This window comes from Chitinophagales bacterium (assembly GCA_017303415.1).
In the GTDB taxonomy this organism is placed as follows: domain Bacteria; phylum Bacteroidota; class Bacteroidia; order Chitinophagales; family Chitinophagaceae; genus SpSt-398.
Genome location: JAFLBJ010000001.1, coordinates 37,229 through 55,712 on the forward strand (window position 1 = coordinate 37,229; position 18,484 = coordinate 55,712).

The following is an 18,484-nucleotide window of genomic DNA, read 5'->3' on the forward strand; positions in this document are numbered from 1 at the left end:
GTATATCAGCAAGATTGTATTTCAGATTGACAACAATATCGAACGTAGCCCCCACTATATTGATAACCATTTTCAGCAGCTAACCCATTTTTTTGGCAATTTTTTAAAGAAGCACTTTCCATCTTTTGAGGCAGTAAAAATTAGCTACGACCTGTATAACCAGGCTGGCACCGCCGGTAAGAAGGTGAAATGGTTAAAAGCTAACCAGGGTTTCAAAACAGAATTGGAGGAAGTACAAACTGAACTTGAAACTTCGCTTTTTGGTCTATTATTTTCCAATCTCACCAAATTTATTGTATGTCGGCATAGTTTACAAAAGCACCGAAAAGGAATAGAGTTCTATACGCAATTGTTAGTTTCATTGTTCCGGCTAAACAATCATTCCAAAAAATCAGTAGATAAATATATCGATCGGATTCTGTCATCAAATATGTACGAATTTCCATTTCCCTTGGATATATATGAACATAATAAGGATGAATCGTATCAGGATACGGCGCAGGATTATCTTAACAACAGGGATTTTATAAAACAGTTTGAAGGGTTGCAAAATCTCATGATAAATCCCCGGCACCGGAAAGGACATTTTGTGTACGTGATCAATCGGACAAATATTGGGAAGGAACTGGAAAATTCTTTTTTCGTAAAGCTGAATAGGGTAACATTTATTTCTCCTGCTCATCCGCAATTCCGGGAGCTGAAAAAAAGTCTCAGGTTGAAAGACCGTGAACAGCATCGTTTCGCTAAAATGTACCCCCGCTTTTTCGGCAGGCACAAACTGCTGGCCTATATTGAACTTAATTATGAGAGCAAGAAAACAACAAGCCTGGAGGGTGTGCAATTAGTGGAGGAAGAAATACACTTGTTGAATGGATACCTGGACACAAATCTTCAGTTGGAACCTGGCAATTTTCTGTTTACTGAAGATTTTAAGGGACGGGGCTGGCATGCCAATATCAGTTGGATGAACGGGAAAATAGAATGGTTGGATAAATTCAAACATGACAGGTTAGTGAGTTCACCTTTCGTGCGACTTAAAGGTCATGGCCCCAATAACCAGTTACTTCACAATGAAAAGGTATTTATTAAAGCTGATACTATAGGGCCAGTTTCTCTTTTCTGGCAATATATCGAGAATTTGTTCTGGTCGCAGAATGTCAGCAACGAAGGCATAAGAGCGAGATTTTCCGTTATCCTGTCTAATAAAACCAGTCAGTTCACAGATTGGCTTTTATTACACATCGGGAATTTATTTTTTGGTGCAGCTCACGGTAAATACTCGGAAGAATTTGGTCCTGATCAATCTACCCTGGAACTGCTTGGTTCAGAATTAGGATATCGGCAGAACCTAAAATTTCCGATCAGGAAATATTTGCCGCAGATTAAACATCCGTTTTTGAGACGAATAATACAATATTACTTGACTACGAAAAGTAAGAAAAACCGCGAGAAATGGGATCTATACTTTAAGTCATTGATCCTGGAATTACAGGAAATCAGGAATGCCGAATTACATAGCGGCTATGTTAATGGTTTTTCAGATATTAAAATGAAAGAATTAGTGCCGTATGTCATGTACAAGGCCCGATGGGCCATTATTAATTTCTGGGAAGATCATAAAGAACTAAGTTTTGAAGAAGTGATTGCCCATGTCTCAAAACCAGAGTGAACCATAAGAATTTCAAAGGAGACTATTGCGGAGTATTATATAAATCGTGTTGGCTTTTAGCGGCGCTGCTTTATCATGATATTGTTCCTCCGTCATTACATAATTCTCAATAATGGGAATCTGCTTTCTTGTCCCCATCTTCGCAAGTGATCTGCAAATAATAATTAGGCCGGCAAAGCTATTAGCTGATTGGGCAAATTTTGCTAAACACATAGCGAACTGGTCCCGGTCAATTAAACGGCCAGAAAGCTTTTCCAAATACTGATCAAAGTCAAATGCCTGTTTAGATATTTCCAAATGCCTTAGTTCCTCCACAATGTCGTCTTGAGTTGGCAATACGTTTTTCTTAGACTCTTTGCTCAGATACGATGCAATCTTTTGTACCCATTCCGGGTAATTCGATAGCCGGCACTGCCTGGCGATTTCTGATAAACCGTGATCCTCCATCAGCTCGAAATAAGGTTGTAGACTTTCGAGCCTTGCTAGAGAAATTTGCCGGTTGCCTGGATCAACCAGATTGCCAAACAGGAAGTGAATATGCCTGAATTCGTCTGCCATAAAACTCGCATTCGTCCTTTCTTCCTGTGTCAGGTTCCACGGCACATCAGGAATAATAAAATAACCCCGCAGCGGCCCCTGGTAATAATCCTTTACCCGGTCCCAATGTCCAAAGCCTAAGCGGTTTATTTCCCCTGCGGCAAGCTGTCTGGTTTTGGGAGTAGCGATCAGTAAGGCTATGATAAATCCGTGGCTTACCCAACTGATGTTATCCCAAAATTCAAGAAGGATTTCTTCGGCATCTGCTTGATTGATCTTTCGAAGGACTTCAATAGCTGCCCCTATGCGGACCGGATTTGTTTCCGGGATAGTCTTCGCAAGAAATTTTTTGAAATAGGCTTTAACATCCGGGTTCCAGATTTCATCCGCCTGCAGCATATAATTTAGGTCCTTCTCTGCAAGTTGTAAATATTCCGGAACGACTGTCATATCCCTTAAGCTGCGCCGCCAATTCAGGGAGAATTCATAAATGGCTGTATCTTCCTTCGGAATTGATTTTAATTCTGCAAGCACGATGGCATCGCTTTCATTACCGCACCAATACCTGAAAGCACGGTAACGTTCTTTCTCAGGATTGGTCTTGTCCTTCCAATGATTAAATAAAAATGCTCTTGTTGGTTCGGATAGCTTAGATCGTCCTCTTCTTACATCCCACCGATCATCATCGAAAGCTGCATCTGAGAAAACTTCTTGCTCTATAGGACTGCCCTGATTAGTTAGCCGCTTGATGACAGCTCCAAGTGCAGCAGGAGAATCCAGGAAATTAATAATAGCAAAAATGAGTTGTGCGTATATAGGATTTTCACTAAGCATCACCAGGTGGTTGATTTGTTCGTCCGTGAACTCCCACCGGATTCCAGTTAGTTCATGCACCACATCATTTTTAATTCCACGGCTTTGGTACTTTCTGTTAGGGTCCACTTTTAGCGTTGCCCAGTAATCCAACGCATCTGTAAGCACTGAAAGATTCTCGCCATTAAAGCAGTTCAAAATTGCCCATAGATAGACGTGCAGTTCATTCTCATTTTTATTGCTATTCCAGTGCTTCTGTAGCGAAGGCAGCAACGTCGGAGAACGGAGATAACCAGCAAGTAAATACGTAGGAGATCTACCTTTTTCGGTGAGCTTTTGATTTAATAGCGATTCAACATCATTAAGCGTTTTTTCAAAGTTTAATTGCAGCACATGATCTAGCACTATATCTCGCCAGTAATTGAACGATCTCGGGGGAAACCATTCCTGACAGGCATAATAACGTATGCCTTCTGTGGTTTCACCATTGCGGAAGCGGGCGAGATAAAGTTCTAAACACTCAGGCAAACCTTTTGTTATTTTCATTACATCCTTCGTATCAAAACTGAGAAGGGCAAATGCGGCAGACCGGTATACTTCCTGCGTGATATTATTGGTACGAATCTGAGCATTCCATTGGTTGATTTTACCGGCAATCCGGTCAAAATAATTTTGGTGTTTCTCTCCCTGGAGAAATTTCAAAGAATGAAAAACAGCAGGCGGATTGAGTGATAGCAATTGTTCAATTTGCAAATCAGAAAGTTCCTGTCCTGCAATGGCTGCTCCGATCCATTGTGAGTAATAGGGGTCTTCGATGATTGAAGTGTAATTAGCTGCGTTCGGAAGAAGATTTTGTAAACTTACAATCAGTAAATAATCTCTGATGCGGTCGTGCCTGAAAACGATACTATCATCAGGTTCTGCATGAAACAACTTCCTGTTCACGGCCAGTTTTTCAAAGCTGTCAAAATCACGGCCTGTATCTCTAAAATATTTTCTTAGCGAAGAATAAGTTGGATGCAGGTCACGATTGCTGAGCATATGATAACCTATCGCATCAAGGACCAATACAAAGCGGTTCGTTGTCAGGCTTGCTTTGCTGGATAAATCATTAATATTTTCCTGGACATACCATTCAATGATCTGCTGGCCATGATTGGCGATAAAACCACCACTTTTAATGATCCTGTCCAAATACAAAGTCATTAACAACGGGTCTTGCCTGGTCACATTTAATATCTCAATGATCTGCGAATCCGACAAGGACAATCCCTGCCTGGAAAGCCGCTGCTTAATAAACTCTGCACCCTCTTGCCGGTTGATAGTATTGAGCTTGAGGGTTTGATAAAAATTTTCTTTTGCGGCGCTATTTTTTATCAACCCGATATTTTGCGGCCAAACGGGACATACCATTTTTAAATTATCCGGTTCAGCGACCTGTGTCCATGAAATTATTTTATCCAGTAAAACACCAGGATTATTACTATTGATATCGTCGATGATGATTAATGGCGATCCAGCCAATAACTGTGGTAATAAATCCTTACCAATAAATAAGTCCGGGTAATGTCGCTTTAATTGACGCTCAATAGCATCAAATATTCCTGTTGAATCGGCGATTATACCTGGCTCAAGGCGCAAGACTACTTCCTCGGCATGATAAGCTTTCATTGCAAGGCTAAGAGAAGCTGCGCTTTTTCCCCCTCCGGAAGGAGCAACCAAAAGAGCCAATTTGGTGGCTAACTTCTCTAATTGTTTTGACAACTTTTGAACGGCAGAAGTGTCAACAAGTGAAGACTCCTCGGTGAAAATGGCCTGACTGTAATTGGCAAGATTCTCACGAGAAATTTCTCTTAGCAAAGACTGTGACAACTGTACAGCCCTGATGCCCAAATGCTTCCATCTGAGGTATTGACCGACAGGATCGTTATCCAGGAAATCTTCGAGATTAGAAAGCTCGATAGTTTTTACCTCAATAAATTTTTCAGGGACCTTTTCCTGAACTTTATTTTCAAGTTCCACGCTGACCCGTTGGTTGGTCACCAGAAAAATCTGGAATGCACATTCCGGATTTGTAAGGCGCTTCTGCCGTACTATACGTAAGGCTTTTATCAGGTCGCCATCGTTTCCCGGTTTTTTAGGATCTTCTTTTAGCCACTTCTTTTCCAGGTTGGAATCATCGGTCGTGTATTCAATGTATCCGTAGAGATCTTTTTTTATCGGAGCAAAGGCATCAACCGGGCTTCGGACGGATTCTCCTTTTTCATTTAACCCTGCTTCGATCAAATCCTTTAGCTCAGGATATTTTCTGCGAAGAATATCACTACCAATCTTTTCAAATTTTGACCGGTCGGTTATTGCCTTAAGGATTTCTGCGGTAGTCATCAAAACAGGCTGATTTTTAGGAAAAATGCTGTCTCGAAAGATACAGAAAATGGGCTGATCAGGATCGGCTATCAGCCGGATTATGCCTGGATAGATTTGAGTTTCTCATAAAACTCCGTCAGGTCGGCTTTCTTTAATATCTCGGTATGCATCTCCCTGAGTTCCTCACTGACTTCCTTTGGTAAAGCACTTATTATTTCGTCAGTGGGCTCATTTTTGGAAGTCAGTAATCCGGTTTCCAGTAGCCTGCCGAGAAGGATAATATTTTGACGGCTCATATGCAAAACGATCTTGCATTTTTCAGTCATTCCAGGACTGCTCAAAATGGTTTCAAAAATCTTCGCTTTTTCTTTGTTTACTGCACTGCTCATAACTCACATTTTTATTTATTAAAAATCGTTCTCAAAACTATTATTTATTCGCTGATAGGAGCTAATCAGAATTTGATCAGGTGTTTATTATCGGAATCGGTCAGTTTAACTTTACAAGGTCAAAGGTTGCTGTGTCTGCAACCGGCAAGATGTTCAATTGTTGCACAATTGCATCTTGGTCCCTATGCCTCCGGAGTCGGCGGGACTATGGGAAAAGAAGCTTAAAGGGCATAGCGGCAAAAAACAGTGCTTGTCTTTTGCCGGAGATAATGTGAAAATGAATCGTGATGAGTGAGCAAAAAATACCTTCCTGGATTTCCTTTCGGGTCAAGCCCGCAGAGTACCAGAAAATACATTTATTATTTTCCCAATCCACGCATAGAAAACTAAGCGAGTATGCACGCAATGTGCTGCTGCAAAAGCCTGTAACTATTAAAGTCAGAAACGAATCCGCCGATCAGTTTTTACATGAAATGATCGGGCTGAAAAAAGAACTGAACGCCATCGGGAATAATTACAACCAGGCTGTTAAAAAACTCCACACATTAAATCATATCAGTGAGGTAAAATGGTGGTTAAACCAGCACGAAGCACTACATCAAAACTTTCTGCAATTGACGGGTAAAATATTTCAGAAACTTAATGAAATCCACCAGCAATGGTCGTCCGAATAACCAGCCCGCATAGTCTGCAAAGGGCGCTCAATTACAATGAGCAGAAATGCCAGCAAGAAAAGGCTGTTTGCCTTTTCGCAGGGAACTATTTACTGGAGGCGGGCCAGATGAACTTCCACCAGAAAATGGAACGGATGCAGGACCTGATTGCAAGAAATGAAAGGGCAAAAAAATCCAATACACTCCATATCTCCTTAAACTTCGACCCATCCGAGAAATTTTCGGGGGGCAAACTCACACAGATCGCAACGGCCTATATGGAAAAAATCGGCTTCGGGTCACAACCTTACCTGGTCTATGAGCACCACGATGCCGGTCATCCACATATCCATATCCTGACCACTAGTATCCAGCCGGATGGAAAGCGTATTGATACTTATAATATCGGCCGCAACCAATCCGAGCAGGCAAGAAAAGAACTGGAGAAAAGTTTTGGTTTGATCCCGGCGCAGGGCAAAAAAACAGGACAGGTTGTGGGGATCCGGCCCGTGGATGTACAGAAAGTACAATACGGTAAATCTGAAACCCGTCGTTCGATTACCAATGTCCTGGATGCGGTGATCAACCAGTTTAAATACACTTCGCTGGCAGAACTGAACGCCATCCTCCGGCAGTATAACGTGGAGGCTGATCGTGGCCGGGAGAAAGGGATTGTATACAAGTCAGGTGGACTTTTCTACAGGTTGCTGGATGGAAAGGGTAATAAGGTTGGGGTACCCATTAAAGCCAGTCTGATTCATAACAAACCCACCCTGAAAAACCTGGAGATAAGATTCGCAGAAAATGAGACCCTCCGGCAGCCCGATAAAAAAAGGTTGAAGACCTGCATTGACTGGGTGCTGGCCAAATCTCCGTTAAGCCTGGAGGCTTTGATTATTGCCCTGAAAAAAGAAGGGGTACAAGCCGTCCTGCGCGAGAATAAAGAGGGGCTGGTATTCGGGATTACTTTTATTGACTACAGGACCAAGGCTGTCTTTAACGGCAGTGATATAGGCAAGACCTACAGTATTGCTGGTATCCGGACTTCGATGGAGTCTGGGCAAAATGGCTCGGTAAAAGCCCAAAAAACCGCCCCTGAAACCGCCCAGACAAAGGGATTCGGGGAAAGCAAAGAGCCCTCTCAAACTACCGGGTCGCAACCCTCCCAGGACGGCCTGCTCAAAGAACTGCTGGAGCATGAAAAGAACCTGAACCGGGTTCCTGGTGAACTGCTGAAGAAAAAGAAGAAAAAACGCAATCCTAACCCTAAATAAGTACCTATGTCATCCGGAACCGGCGAAAATGAAGCGGGCCTCAGAAAAATCCTGGACTTTACCCGGTTGGGGGCCATTTTGGTCCTGCTCCTGCATTGTTATTTTTACTGCTACGGGGCTTTTGAACGCTGGGGGCTCAGTTCCCCCTGGGGCGACCAGTTCCTCCAAAATATTGCCCTTACTGGGCTCTATAGCACGCCTCTGAAATCTAAGTTGATTGCCCTCGGGCTGCTGGGGATTTCCTTGCTGGGGGCAAGGGGCAAAAAATCCGAAAATATCAACCCCCGATCCATCCTGATTTACCTGGTTTTGGGGCTAAGTCTTTACTTTTCCAGTACCCTTATTCTACGCTTTCAGGGCCCTGTGGAGCAACTGGCAACCGGGTATATGATCCTGACAGGAACAGGGTTCTTATTGGTGCTGGCGGGTGGCAACCTGCTCAGCCGGTATATCAGGGTGAATTTGGGAAAGGATATTTTCAACGAGTTAAATGAAACATTCCCCCAGGAAGAACGGTTGTTGGAGAATGAATACTCGATCAATCTTCCTGCACAGTATAACCTGAGGGGTAAGGTCCGAAAAAGCTGGATCAATATCATTAATCCGTTTCGGGGGCTACTCGTTTGCGGCTCACCCGGAGCTGGTAAATCCTACTTTGTGATTCAGCATATTATCCGGCAACATATCCGGAAAGGGTTTACCATGCTGGTCTATGATTTTAAATACGACGACCTGACCAAAATCGCCTACAATACGTTGCTGAAGAACAAGAGCAGTTATAAAGTAGAACCGAAATTCTATACCATCAATTTCGATGATCTTTCCAAGAGTCACCGCTGTAATCCGCTGGATGCTTCCACCATGTTCGATATAACGGATGCAACCGAAGCTTCCCGTTCCATTATGATGGGCCTGAACCGGGACTGGATCACCAAACAAGGGGATTTTTTTGTAGAGTCACCGATCAATTTTTTGACGGCAATTATCTGGTTCCTGAAAAAATACCAGGGTGGGAAATACCTTACATTGCCGCATGTAATTGAACTGATGCAGGTGGACTATGAAAAACTATTTTCGGTTCTTCGCACAGAACCGGAAATAGAAGTTCTTATAAATCCTTTCATATCGGCCTACCAGAACGATGCGATGGAACAATTGGAAGGCCAGGTGGCCAGTGCCAAGATCGGGATGGCTCGTCTCTCCTCCCCGCAACTTTATTGGGTACTTTCTGCAAACGATTTTACATTGGACATTAATGACCCTGAAAATCCCAAGATCGTTTGTCTTGCCAACAATCCTCAAAAGCAGCAGATTTACGGGGCAGTTCTTTCTTTATATGTGACCCGTTTAATTAAGCAGGTCAATCAAAAAAATAAACTGAAGTCAAGTCTGATATTTGATGAGTTTCCCACCATTTTTTTCAATGATATTGATAGTTTAATTGCAACGGCACGTTCCAACAAAGTAGCCACTTGCCTGGGAATCCAGGATTTTAGTCAGTTGAAAAAAGATTATGGTGCAGATCAGTCTGCCGTAATAATGAATATCACCGGCAATATCATTAGTGGGCAGGTAACAGGTGAAACCTCCAAATTCCTTTCTGAGCGATTCGGAAAAATTAATCAGGTCAAAGAGAGTATTTCTATCAATCGAACTGATACTTCAGTAAGCAAATCCAGCCAGTTGGATTTTGCCATACCTCAGTCAAAGATCGCTGGCCTGTCATCTGGTGAATTTGTCGGCATGGTAGCAGATGATCCCACGAATAAAATAAAGCTGAAGACATTTCACTGTGAAATTCTTAATGATCATGCCCAACTAACAGCAGAATCTGACCTATATCGGAAACTACCGGTTACTACACAAATAACTGTGCTAATGGTAAATGAGAATTTTCGTAGAGTCAAAGCTGAAGTAGTTGGTATAATTGAAACAGAGATCGAGCGAATTTTGAATACACCAGGCCTGGACACGCTAACAAAGTAATTAGCAACAGAAAACTGTAAATTCACTCAAAAAAAATGGCTGAACAGGGTATGAAATTACCAATAGGAAAAATATCAGGGCAAGCACTTGATACGCTGTTTAATGAGTCGATCAATTATCATCTCGATATATATGTAAAGGCAATAGCAGAATATGAGATGACTGATCTATTTAGCAACTGGCGAACCATTATTCGTACAATAGACGAACTGATCAATATTGCCGGAGAACTGAAGAATCCTGAAGAAGCAAGCAAATTTTTAAATCTAAAATTTGATTTTTTAAAGGATGACAATTTGAAATTATTCAAAAAGGTATTTGAAATATTAGAAACAAGGTTTGAAAACAATGTTTCGACAAGATTTCAGCAGCTCGCCATGATGTGTTACGCAATTAATGCAACTTATCGAAAGCAGGGCATTTATGAAAAGATGGGTCTGCCGCTATATCTTTCGTCCACTTCGGATAGCATAGATTTTTTTCAGTCACGCAGGGCCTATTTTGTTACCACTCTGACACTGATCCCACAGATTGCAAAAGGGGAAAAGGTAGTTCGCTACTTGGACACTTTAAATTATCTGCAATACACGCTTGATAGTTGCCTAGTAGGGATCACGACTTCCTACTACAACCTGCTCCTAAATCAAAGCTTACCCGACTATGAAATGACTTCGGACGGCCAGAAGGCCATCGGCAATTTTGAATATCAGCATTTGGAGGGCTTTTTCATGGAACCCGAAAGACTTTCCTTACTGGACCAGATGGAGCTTCGGCCTGAATTAGTAGAGGATAAACCAATGCTGCCAAAATCAGAAAAGAAGGTTTTTTCATTTAGCGAAGTAGCCAACGCAATGGCTCTATTTGAAGGAGCGTTTAAAAAATACAATCTTGCTCAGTGTATAGAATTTATAGAGCTCAATTCTTTCTTCGGCGACATTGCTGTTTACCTGAAAGATGACTTTAACTTGATCATTGATGAAGAACAGTTCGATCCTATTGCTCAAAAATACCCTTCTTTAATCCTTACCAATGCCACCGACAATTATTTTAAGGCCTTGAATAGTTTCGTTCCTTTCCAAAAAGTTCATAATTATTACTTTTCAACGGTTGTCTTCCTGACCAGACTGGTATATCGAACATTGTCGCAGTCGCTGGTTAAAAACAGGTCATTTCAAATAAACTCAGGATTTGTTTTTGAAGACAAGGTTTCTGCTATTCTCGCAGCCAATGGATTTGCCATAACAGGTATCACAAGGATAAATCATAAGGAATTTGACCTCATCACCATTAAGAACGGAAAGGTTTACAATTTTCAGTGTAAGAATAATTTCATAGACATTACCAGAGTTAATCTTGATTATAAAAAAATGGGCCGCCTCAATTTAAGACTATGCAGTTACTATGTTAAAGCTTTGGAAAAGGAAGCTGGTAGAGAAAGACTAATTATTGGTAAAACGGGAATAGCCAATATCGAGCATTTTGTGATATCCAGGTATCCGGTAATTACCAGAAATTCCAATATCATCAATTTTACAGATCTTGAGAAGTGGATTCAAAGTGCTGCCGCTAAAGATAAGTGAATACAAGTTGATCGGTTAGAGATGTAATCTAATTAAGAAATTATAGTCATTAGTGTAAGTGAGCAACAAAGAAAAATATATCCAATTCAATGCTTTCAGACGTCTCTGTATTAAAAATGCAGAAGATAATTTGAAAGGCGCCCGTGAACTAGCGGGAAAGAATCTAAACCATTTGAGTTTCCATCTCTGTATTTTGACTCTTGAAGAGATTGGAAAGATTTTTATGGCTTGGATGAAATTAAACCAGGTTGAAAATTGGGACAGAGAAACGATGAATGTGGCCTTAGACGACCACATCAAAAAGCTCTTTTTCGCCATATGGGGACCATCCATTGGCAAAGACGTAATAACCAAAGACCAATGGAGCGAAAACCAATTCATGGCCAGAAATCTCCATGAACTTCGGCTACTTTTTCTTTATGGATCGTTGGAAGACCAGGTACCTTCCTCTCAGAAAGTTTCCGACGAGTTACTGAATCGCATTTTATCGTTTACCCAAAGCCGGTTTGATCTGGCAGCGATAGAAGGCGAAGTGAATGAAGATGATGCTGATATCATTGATCCACTTCGTGAATGGTTTCAAAATTATATGCAGATTGAAAGTAAAAGTAATTACATAGTATCTGCCACTACACAGGCCAAATTAATTGAACTAGGTGATATTCGCGCCTGGATGCAGTGGTTAAAGGATGAACATGAAAAAGAAACTGCTACTCTGAATGAACTGAGCGAAAAGGAAATCAATAAACCAATCCCTGAAAACTTTGAGAAGTTTGAAGAAAAATGGGAAATTAATTTTACACTGATCACCCCGTCTCATTCAATTCGTAAAAAAGAGATTAATGCTTTTAATAAATATCCCAGGCCATTTTCCTTTGCAGCAAGCAAGGATAAGCACACCCTCAAGGTTAAAGTAATTCTACCGTCGGTTGTTACCGTACATATTCTTTGGCATCAGTCCTGGTACATTTCGAAAACAATAGCAGCCGCCTTAAGTATTGCCACCCGTGGAATATTCTATTGGCATGTGCCCATCGACACAGACGTATTTTATGATTCTATTATTGATCTGGAATCGAAACAACGACTTAGGCTATCCGTGCCAGAACAACTGAAAGCGAATTGGCAAAGCAGGGGGATGGTTTTGCAAGAACAAGAAATGCACCTGGCTGGCATTGTGCATGACTATTTCCTGCATGTTCATTTAAAAGCAGATCAACAGGAAGTCGAGGAGTACATGACAGCACTTTCGATGCTCTGCAGAACAGACATTCACCTGCGACTCGATTTCGATGCGTTCAGGATTTTCTTCAATACCTTTCGGCAATTGCTTCTTAAACACGAAAAAATAGCAAATAAAGAGCAGGTTTTCGAAGTGGGATATGCGCAGATTCAGGGAATGATTAAAGGACGCACGGAGTATGACCGGGTTATTAAACTTGCGTTGGATGTTGAAACAAAAACAGTATTGCATCATTCAATAACAATGACCGAAGTATTAGCAATAAAGATTTATTGCGATATATACATATTGACGGTAGCCGTCAGAACTGTGCAGAATAACCCTGAAATAAGATTAGTGGGTTCGATGGAAGATGTACCCCCCTCTGAAAATTCTACGGAATAATAGCAGTAATATTCCATACCAGATCGAAATAAAAAGGTACCTTTAGCATAGCGTATTTGACACGTAAAACAAGCCTAAAAATACCAGTTTACGGATTCGTTTACGGTTTTTTTTATATTAATTGATTCTCAATAAATTATTTAGCCCTGTCGAGGCTACACTAAAATTTTTAGGATTTAAGGAATTTAAGGATCGAGATATGACCTTGGATTCCTTATTTTTTTGGGGATCTTTTTTACTTGGCCGTAGTCTATTGCCCTATAATCGGTTCAGGCCTTAGGTGGTAAGACTACGGCCAGCGTCCTTCTGATTTTTGGAAATATTGAGGAAGACTCGGGAGAGCGGGGTCTGCCCGGTAATGAGCACTTTTGATGTATTTGCTGATGTTGTATTCTTCTACCCATTCGCCCCTTTCAATGCTTAACTTTTGAAACTGTTTGGCCGCCTTGTCCAGCGCCTCCTTGGAGAACTGTTCTTTGGCAGGTAAATCAGATGTTCCAATTAGCTTAGAAATGACAGATTTTAGTTGTTTTATTTCTTAAAGAATTTCTTTTTCCATAATCACACCAGAGAATCTTAGGTTAAAAATATTTATATAAACCGCTCTCAAAATATCTAAATAACTCTTCCTATAAAACTATAAAGTAAAAAAATCACAGCATTCAGATCTACTTTAATTGTTCTGATTATACAAATCCTTTAATTCTAAAGAGCCTTGCTCCGCCAATTGTATGCAAATATTATCTGCCATCTCTTTAAATCCTGAACTGTAAAGTTTTTGAACCAAAACTTTTAATTCTTTCTCATAGAACGGTGTAACAAGCTTTGCGTCATAAACCTGCTGGACAAGTTTTCCAGCAAATTCAATATTTGAATCAGCAATTTTGTAAAGATGTCGTAGAAAGGAATAAACCTCTCTTCCATTTTTGGCTTTCGCAATTACTTCACTTGCTAAATCAAACGACTTTTTTTCAATTTTTGGCAAGCGTTCAAAAAACCAAAGTAATATCGGATAATAATCGGCTAAGGCAGTAGTGCTTTCAAATATTGGCATAAGCCGCTCCCAGAGGTAAATCAACTCTTCTTGTGAGAGAAGCCTTCGCTCAAAAACTACTCGAACCAACTGTTTTATTTGTTCTGGATCTTTTTGTTGAAGCACTTCGGCAAGGATGCTGTCATTTTCTGGATCACCTTCCCAAACTTTCCATTCCAGCAAAGCATATCCAATTACGGTACTGAGAGCTGCAGATTCGTTCTTTAGATATTTCAAAGCTTTTTGAAATAAATTGTGCTTTTTGAAGAACTTATAAAAAGCCTCGGATAGCTGAGAAGCTCTATAAAGTGCGGTATGCAAACGGAGGTCAAAGTGCCGAGTATTTTGTTCATCAAATATCTCTCCCAAATATTTTTCTACCCAAGCTTGATCCAGATATAGCAGTAATTGAATTTCCATTCCTAAAATGATAGAAAAATCGCTGTCCTTAATTTCATGACTTCCTACAAGTTGTGTAAAGTGCGTTTTAACGGCGGTGGGCCAACGTACTTGCTGATTTTTGTCTGAAAACACATTGGCCCAAAGCTTAGTCAATTCTATTAATGCTAGGTACAATCGACCGGGTGTACTATTCAGTACGTTGTTGATATAGTCACTGTTTATGTCATCGCTATTTTGAAAAACAGTGTTGTTGATCATTGCTAATACCAAAGAAATCATACGGTTTGCATCTGAAACATCAACGCTAAGCGATTGATGTTGAAATGAAACGGTTTTGACGAATTCCCCGATGCTTCCGGCTAACCACCTCTTGTAAAAAAACTGTTTCTCATCTTCTTTGTCAAAACTTGTGTCTGAAAGCTTGGCCTCTGCAAAATCCAGCACCAAGGAAAAATCAACTAATTTTTCATCTCGCAATGCTACAGTGAGGCCATCGAGGAGATGGCTCAAGTATAATGAATGAAGCGGAATGAACTCTGTCAGTGAATATAGATATTTGTCCGGCTCGCTCCTTGCATTGTACTTTAGCAATTCAGCTAAACCTTCTTCAGAAGTATCGTGCGGATACTCTGGTTTGTAAGAAAGGATAAACTGAATTTGTTCGTGAATTGAAAGCTTCATGAATTCTTCAACTGCCATTGGGTAATCTGGGCCAAAATGGCTCGTACCATAGCTGTCAAACTCAGGGTGATCAGTTATCTTTCCTTCGTACCAAGTTCGGTAAAATGCCTCTTTGTCTGTTAACAGCCCTTTGCTTTTCTGAGTTGCCGGTTGTAGTGAGGTTAACCACCTACGAATACGAGACCCTGCGTAACGCTTTTCTTCAGTACCATCTTCATTTACATCGGGCGGATTCAGCCTCTCTATCCATCCAACAACTTTTTTAAACTCTTCATCACTAAAAGCCATTGAATGTTCCCTAAGTAACACATATGGTTCATGAATGTATATGTCATCCTCAGCGCCGGTATTGTCCACAAAATGCCACCACTTTTCCTTGAGTAAATCAAAGTTCATTCGGATGAAATGAATGCCCAGCCGTTGCAGGACTTGTATTTTTGAGTCAAACAATTTATCTACTAAAGTACCTAGCTGCTTTGATTCCAACTTTGCACCAAAATCACGAATGAAATAAACAATCTCGTCCTCCCAATCATGGCTATACACTGTTTGGCTTGTTTCCTCAATCGATTTAGGGTTGCCATGTGACAGGTTGTAAGAACCAGACTTTGTAAGATCTTCTATCTTGCCTATTGCAATTTTTAAAGCATCTATGCCAAGCAACTCCATAATTTTTTCACCATAGCGGTGCAATAACTCTGTGATGTAATGCTTTTGTACGTTTGGTTTGTTCTGATAATAGGGTTTCGCCTCTTCGCCGAAAAAACTAATGGCTGGATTTTCATGTATCGTAAACCCGAAAAAATAGCTAAGAAGGTTTTTTAAACCTTCAATATCTTTCTTAGCAACCAGTTTTGCCGCTAAGCCCTCGGTAAGTCTAGAGTGTACAAGACTCCATGAGTCCCCATAACTATCGTACTTTTCAATGAAAGCACGTTCGTTCTCGGTAAAAGAAAAGTCATCAATGTTAATGATGATGTCCAATAAGTCAGAAACTGTGAACGCATGTAATTCTACTCCGCCGATATAAAATTTCATCACATCATTCACAATTTCAATCAACGAATTTTTTACGTTGCGCCGTGCTTTTGTAGAAATATTAAGAAGATATTTCACACTGTACCAATAGTCAGGCGCAGCGTTTCCTTCTGCCTTCTTGGGTATTTCATCGGCGTTGAAAAAACCGTGTTCCTTAAGAGGCTTTAACCAAAGTGTTTTATCCAAACGTGAAAAAAAGTAGTGCGCATGCTTGGGATTGGAAAGTATGTTTTTCAGCGCTAGCAAGACTTCCCCAGGCGGCTCTTCAAGCTCCAACAAATTATCAAGCCGGTTGGTAATACTCAGAAACGAGCCAATTACAATGTCTAGAACTTTTTCATACTCAGCCCATATTGCAATAATTTCGGTGGCATCTACAGATGTGCTGTGAATGTCTTTCCGGTGTGCTATCCGGTGAAAATTTTTGGCAACAGCTAACCATCTATTCGCAAATAAATTATTGGGATCATTTTTTCCAACCGCTGCCAAGATGGAAGCAAAATGCCCATCTTTATCTGGGTCATAATTTGGCAAGGAGGCGCCCACTTTTTTAATCGCCTTATCTGGTGCAAACACGTCGCGTAAGCCCCCATCAATTTCTCGTGCAGCATGGGCAATCATATTAGCCTTCGATGAGATAGTACATTCTGGTGTTGCCATTTTCAGGCCATCCAAGTAAAAGTTAGCTAACGCTTCACCAATATTTTTTAAACCGTCATGTATCCGCTGTTGATTCTCTGTAAGCATCATATAGAAAAAGGAATGTAATTTACCAAACCTGTTGTTTAAAATGTTTTTAACCTTATGATTTTCAGTTTGTTAATTAAGAAATCGATTTTATGCCCTTAAGTACCTTTCATCATTGGAGTAGCTTCTTTGCAGAAAATCATGTCCCTAACATTCTTAAAAATGCTTCTATTTGCCTCATTCTTTTCAAAAATAAGTTCGACTTCATGCGTCCTGCTTCTACTAATTTAACGACTATTATATTCCGCGTTTACTAAAATACCATCCTTGGTATCTTTCATGCGGAATTCGATTCCTGTCGAGGCTACTAACTTGGCCATAGTCTATTGTCCTATAATCGATTCCGCCTACGACAGTAAGACTACGGCCAGCATCCTTCTGATTTTTGGAAATATCGAGGAAGACTCAGGAGAGCGGGCATAAAACATTCTACGCCGCTCTTCTTTATTTGAACCCTTTCGGAACAATAATTTATTTGTCCAAAGACGGTTTAACAAGAGCCCCGCTACGCGAATCCAGGATACAAAGGGCATCACTTCCCAGGTGGGGGCTGTGCATATCATCTTTGTTTGTGGCAATGGCTACCATCCCAGCTCTATATACACAGTAAGAAATCCGGGTGCTGAGATTGGATGGAGTTTCCCATAATTTTTTGCCCTGTAAATCAACCCGCGTAAATACGGCCTCTGATTCGCTGCCAGTTTTCCTCTGGTGAACAATTATATACCCTTCGGGTGTAGAAAGACGAATGACCTGATCCAGATAATTATCTACCGCTAAACAAGGATCGAAATAAAGGGTTTCACCAAGATTATGCAAGGAGTCATAGATATAGCGATTATACAAACCCATCTTTTCCAGAGAATATTTTGTCGAATAAAATTGCATGGGATAGGCGGATCCCTCTAAATCGGTAAAACCAGGCCTGGTATCGGCGGCGGACTCTTTGTTTCTAGCTAATATATAAACACGATTGTATTGTGTATCGCATCGCGTTCCATAGTCCTCCTTGTGTAGTAGCCTATTGTAATTGATCTTGGAATCAATTGGCGCAGATTCCTTTCCCGAGGCCCAGGCTTTTTTAAGATCGGTCTCCTCAAGGGATGTGATATCAAAAGCCCTGACGCGATCTATATCCAGCCAAATCGTATTTCCTTCTACCCCTTTACAGGTTACGGTCTGGTTATCCAGCCTTCCGGTTTTTAATAATTTTATCCTCTTCAGGAATTTTCCGGTTCGTGTTTCATACTGTTTGAGCCACCAGGTGGTCGTATATTCTGTTTTGCGGTAACCTCCATTGACCTGCGAAGTGACGCCGTCGTTCTCGGCAACAAGTACCACCACCAAATTTCCATCCAGACTTACGGCAGGCATGCCGACTATTCCAAAGTTGGTGCTTGTTTGCTGACAACCTTTTAAAAAATAGAAAATGCCAATCCCGATCGTGATCAGCAGAACAGGAACAAGTACGATGCTTCGGTGCTTCATAGTGGGAAATTAGGAAATTTAATTTGCCAGTTGTCTTACTCACTCCTAACGACCACAATTAGATTTCACCAGATTACGGCCAATCCAGAGTAAGTATAAACCAGACAGGCAAAAAAACCATGCCCACCACCTCGCCGGTTTTTAACAGCGAGGGAATGCCCGCCTTTCCATTGTCCCCGTACCTTTATAAAAAAACCGGC

10 protein-coding genes are annotated in these 18,484 nt (G+C 41.0%); 6 read left to right on the plus strand and 4 right to left on the minus strand.

Going from position 1 to position 18,484, the window contains the following annotated elements:
• The first annotated feature begins 223 nt into the window (after positions 1 to 223).
• Positions 224 to 1,669, plus strand: coding sequence for a hypothetical protein (locus J0M30_00165; GenBank protein MBN8665881.1), 1,446 nt, complete (start codon positions 224 to 226; stop codon positions 1,667 to 1,669).
• A gap of 12 nt (positions 1,670 to 1,681) precedes the next feature.
• On the opposite strand, the gene J0M30_00170 is transcribed toward J0M30_00165, so the two are convergent.
• A complete protein-coding gene (locus J0M30_00170) occupies positions 1,682 to 5,404 on the minus strand; it encodes a hypothetical protein (protein ID MBN8665882.1) in 3,723 nt (1,240 codons plus the stop codon).
• A gap of 80 nt (positions 5,405 to 5,484) precedes the next feature.
• Positions 5,485 to 5,775: a hypothetical protein gene (locus J0M30_00175; protein ID MBN8665883.1), complete on the minus strand. Its 291-nt coding sequence runs from the start codon at positions 5,773 to 5,775 to the stop codon at positions 5,485 to 5,487.
• A gap of 287 nt (positions 5,776 to 6,062) precedes the next feature.
• On the opposite strand from J0M30_00175, the gene J0M30_00180 reads away from it, so the two are divergent.
• Genes J0M30_00180 through J0M30_00200 form a run of 5 tightly spaced genes read left to right on the plus strand, consistent with a single transcriptional unit; the run spans position 6,063 to position 12,895 of the window.
• On the plus strand, positions 6,063 to 6,449 hold the full coding sequence (locus tag J0M30_00180) for a plasmid mobilization relaxosome protein MobC (GenBank protein MBN8665884.1): 387 nt from the start codon (positions 6,063 to 6,065) through the stop codon (positions 6,447 to 6,449).
• On the plus strand, positions 6,434 to 7,702 hold the full coding sequence (locus J0M30_00185) for a relaxase/mobilization nuclease domain-containing protein (protein ID MBN8665885.1): 1,269 nt from the start codon (positions 6,434 to 6,436) through the stop codon (positions 7,700 to 7,702). Before J0M30_00180 ends, J0M30_00185 begins: the two co-directional genes overlap by 16 nt.
• A gap of 6 nt (positions 7,703 to 7,708) precedes the next feature.
• Complete coding sequence (locus tag J0M30_00190) at positions 7,709 to 9,688, plus strand: YWFCY domain-containing protein (protein ID MBN8665886.1); 1,980 nt, start codon at positions 7,709 to 7,711, stop codon at positions 9,686 to 9,688.
• Between the two features lie 35 nt (positions 9,689 to 9,723).
• On the plus strand, positions 9,724 to 11,268 hold the full coding sequence (locus tag J0M30_00195) for a hypothetical protein (protein MBN8665887.1): 1,545 nt from the start codon (positions 9,724 to 9,726) through the stop codon (positions 11,266 to 11,268).
• 58 nt (positions 11,269 to 11,326) lie between these two features.
• Positions 11,327 to 12,895, plus strand: a complete 1,569-nt coding sequence (locus J0M30_00200; protein MBN8665888.1) for an AbiV family abortive infection protein — start codon at positions 11,327 to 11,329, stop codon at positions 12,893 to 12,895.
• 673 nt (positions 12,896 to 13,568) lie between these two features.
• On the opposite strand, the gene J0M30_00205 is transcribed toward J0M30_00200, so the two are convergent.
• Positions 13,569 to 16,799, minus strand: a complete 3,231-nt coding sequence (locus J0M30_00205) for a hypothetical protein (protein ID MBN8665889.1) — start codon at positions 16,797 to 16,799, stop codon at positions 13,569 to 13,571.
• Positions 16,800 to 17,267: 468 nt separating this feature from the next.
• Positions 17,268 to 18,284: a hypothetical protein gene (locus tag J0M30_00210; protein MBN8665890.1), complete on the minus strand. Its 1,017-nt coding sequence runs from the start codon at positions 18,282 to 18,284 to the stop codon at positions 17,268 to 17,270.
• Between the last annotated feature and the right edge of the window lie 200 nt (positions 18,285 to 18,484).

Bases quoted from the DNA above. Each gene is read 5' to 3' on its own strand.
- J0M30_00190 (MBN8665886.1), top strand. From the start codon at position 7,709: ATGTCATCCGGAACCGGCGAAAATGAAGCGGGCCTCAGAAAAATCCTG.
- J0M30_00180 (MBN8665884.1), top strand. From the start codon at position 6,063: ATGAGTGAGCAAAAAATACCTTCCTGGATTTCCTTTCGGGTCAAGCCC.
- J0M30_00195 (MBN8665887.1), top strand. From the start codon at position 9,724: ATGGCTGAACAGGGTATGAAATTACCAATAGGAAAAATATCAGGGCAA.
- J0M30_00175 (MBN8665883.1), bottom strand. From the start codon at position 5,775: ATGAGCAGTGCAGTAAACAAAGAAAAAGCGAAGATTTTTGAAACCATT.
- J0M30_00205 (MBN8665889.1), bottom strand. From the start codon at position 16,799: ATGATGCTTACAGAGAATCAACAGCGGATACATGACGGTTTAAAAAAT.
- J0M30_00210 (MBN8665890.1), bottom strand. From the start codon at position 18,284: ATGAAGCACCGAAGCATCGTACTTGTTCCTGTTCTGCTGATCACGATC.
- J0M30_00185 (MBN8665885.1), top strand. From the start codon at position 6,434: ATGGTCGTCCGAATAACCAGCCCGCATAGTCTGCAAAGGGCGCTCAAT.
- J0M30_00170 (MBN8665882.1), bottom strand. From the start codon at position 5,404: ATGACTACCGCAGAAATCCTTAAGGCAATAACCGACCGGTCAAAATTT.